This window comes from Methylobacterium sp. B1 (assembly GCF_000333255.1).
Taxonomy (GTDB): Bacteria; Pseudomonadota; Alphaproteobacteria; order Rhizobiales; family Beijerinckiaceae; genus Methylobacterium; species Methylobacterium fujisawaense.
Genome location: NZ_BACT01000772.1, coordinates 1 through 2,003, shown reverse-complemented (window position 1 = coordinate 2,003; position 2,003 = coordinate 1). Strand labels below are relative to the sequence as shown.

The following is a 2,003-nucleotide window of genomic DNA, read 5'->3' as shown; positions in this document are numbered from 1 at the left end:
CTCGATCTCCGGTTGGTTCGCGAACCGTTGCGCCTCGCGGCACCGGCGTGCCGCGCCGCGGCACCACGGGTGTCCTGAACGCAGGAAGGCCGCCGCTCCTCGCGAAGCGACGGCTTTCGATCTCGCGTGGGACAGCGCTCAGTCCAGCCCGACGGCCACGAAACGGACGTCGCCTGTGGCGCTCGCCACCAGCAGCAGCACCGACTTGCGCCCATCCTTCTTCAGGGCGTCGATCCGCTTGGTCACCTCCGCCGGGGTGCTCACCGCCTCCTGGCCGACCTCGACGATCACCTCGCCGGGCTGGATCCGCTTGTCGGCCGCCGTCGAGTTCGGGTCGACCCGGGTGACGACCACGCCCTTCACGGTGTCCTTGATGGAGAACTTCTTGCGCAGCTCGTCGGTCATGCCGGAGAGGTTGAGGCCCAGCGCCTGCCGGGTGGCGCTCTCGGGCTCCGGCTGGCGCAGGTTGGCGAGCTGCGGCTTGTCGCTGTCCTCCAGGCGGCCGAGGGTGACGGGCTTCGTCACCTCCTCGCCCTTGCGGACCACGACCACGTCGACCTTCTGACCCACGGGGGTGGAGGCCACGATCCGCGGCAGGTCGCCGGAGGCCTTCACCGGCGCACCGTTGAACTTCAGGATCACGTCGCCGACCTCGATCCCGGCGGTCTTGGCCGGACCCTTCTCGTCGACGCCGGCCACCAGGGCGCCCCGCGCCCCGCCCTTGAGGTTGAGCGCCTCGGCGGTGGTGTCGTCGACGTTCTGGATGCGGACGCCGAGCCAGCCGCGGCGGACCTCGCCGAAATCGCGGAGCTGATCGATCACGGGCTTGGCCGTACCCGACGGGACCGCGAAGCCGATGCCCACCGAGCCGCCGGTCGGCGACAGGATCGCCGTGTTGATGCCGATCACCTCGCCGTCCATGTTGAACAGCGGACCGCCGGAATTGCCCTTGTTGATGGCCGCGTCGGTCTGAATGTAGTTGTCGTAGGGTCCGGACTCGATGTTGCGGCCCCGGGCCGAGACGATGCCGGCCGAGACCGAGCCGCCGAGGCCGAACGGATTGCCGATGGCGATGACCCAGTCGCCCGGGCGCATCTTGTCCGAATCGCCGAACGGCACCGCCTTCAGCGGGTGATCGGCCGGGGGCTTCACCCGCAGGACCGCGAGATCGATCTTCGAATCCTTGCCGACGATCTCGGCCTTGAGCTTGGTGCCGTCGTGCAGGATGACCTGGATGTCGTTGGCGTCGCCGATGACGTGGTTGTTCGTCACCACGAGGCCGGCGGCGTCGATGATGAAGCCGGAGCCCAGGGAATTGGACTTGCGCTGCGCGCGCGGCGCCTCGCCGTCACCACCGCCGCCGCCGCCGCGGCCGCCGCGCCGGTTGAAGAACTCCTCGAACAGGTCCTCGAACGGGGTGCCCGGGGGGACCTGCGGCATGGCGCGGCCGCCGCGGGCCTCCACGGTGGTGGAGGCGGAGATGTTGACCACCGCGTCGGTGACCTGCTCGGCGAGATCCGCGAGCGAGGCCGGCCCCTTGGCGAGGGCGGGAACCGGCAGGGCTGCCGCGGCTACGGAGGCGCCGATCAGGATCGAGGCCATCAGCGCGCGGGCGCGGGAACGGGGCTGCGCGGTGGCGCGGCCGAAGGGCGCCACGGGGGCGCTCGCGACGGGGTGCATGGTCGACCTCTTCAAGAACGCGTTTCCGGCGCCGCGGGCCTCGACCGACGATCGGGGGCCCGCGGGTTTTCCTGCAAGGTAGTCTCCGGACGCCGGGGCGCCAACTCGCATCCCGATCAGCGTGCCGTCCCGGCCGCGGACCCGGTGGTGGACCCGGTGGCGGCGCTCGGATCGGCCGGTCCGCGCGGCCCGCGGACCGCCGGGGCCGGGGGCCGGCCCTGCGGGTCGCTGAAGTACCGGAAGAAGTCCGAGGTCGGGCTGATCACCAGACGGGTGTCGGATCCCTTCAGCCCGCTCTCGTAGGCCTGCATCGAGCGGAGAAG

The 2,003-nt window shown here is 71.1% G+C and carries 1 protein-coding gene and 1 pseudogene; both read right to left on the bottom strand.

The genetic code is table 11. The annotated features are described in order from the left end of the window. Positions 1–138 precede the first annotated feature (138 nt). A complete protein-coding gene (locus I53_RS22425) occupies positions 139–1,680 on the bottom strand; it encodes a DegQ family serine endoprotease (RefSeq protein ID WP_043354872.1) in 1,542 nt (513 codons plus the stop codon). A 116-nt stretch (positions 1,681–1,796) separates the two neighbouring features. Next, positions 1,797–2,003: pseudogene (locus tag I53_RS22420) on the bottom strand (protease modulator HflC); the annotation flags it as partial.

Excerpts from the sequence above, each read along its gene's own strand:
- I53_RS22425 (WP_043354872.1), bottom strand. The coding sequence starts at position 1,680 with ATGCACCCCGTCGCGAGCGCCCCCGTGGCGCCCTTCGGCCGCGCCACC.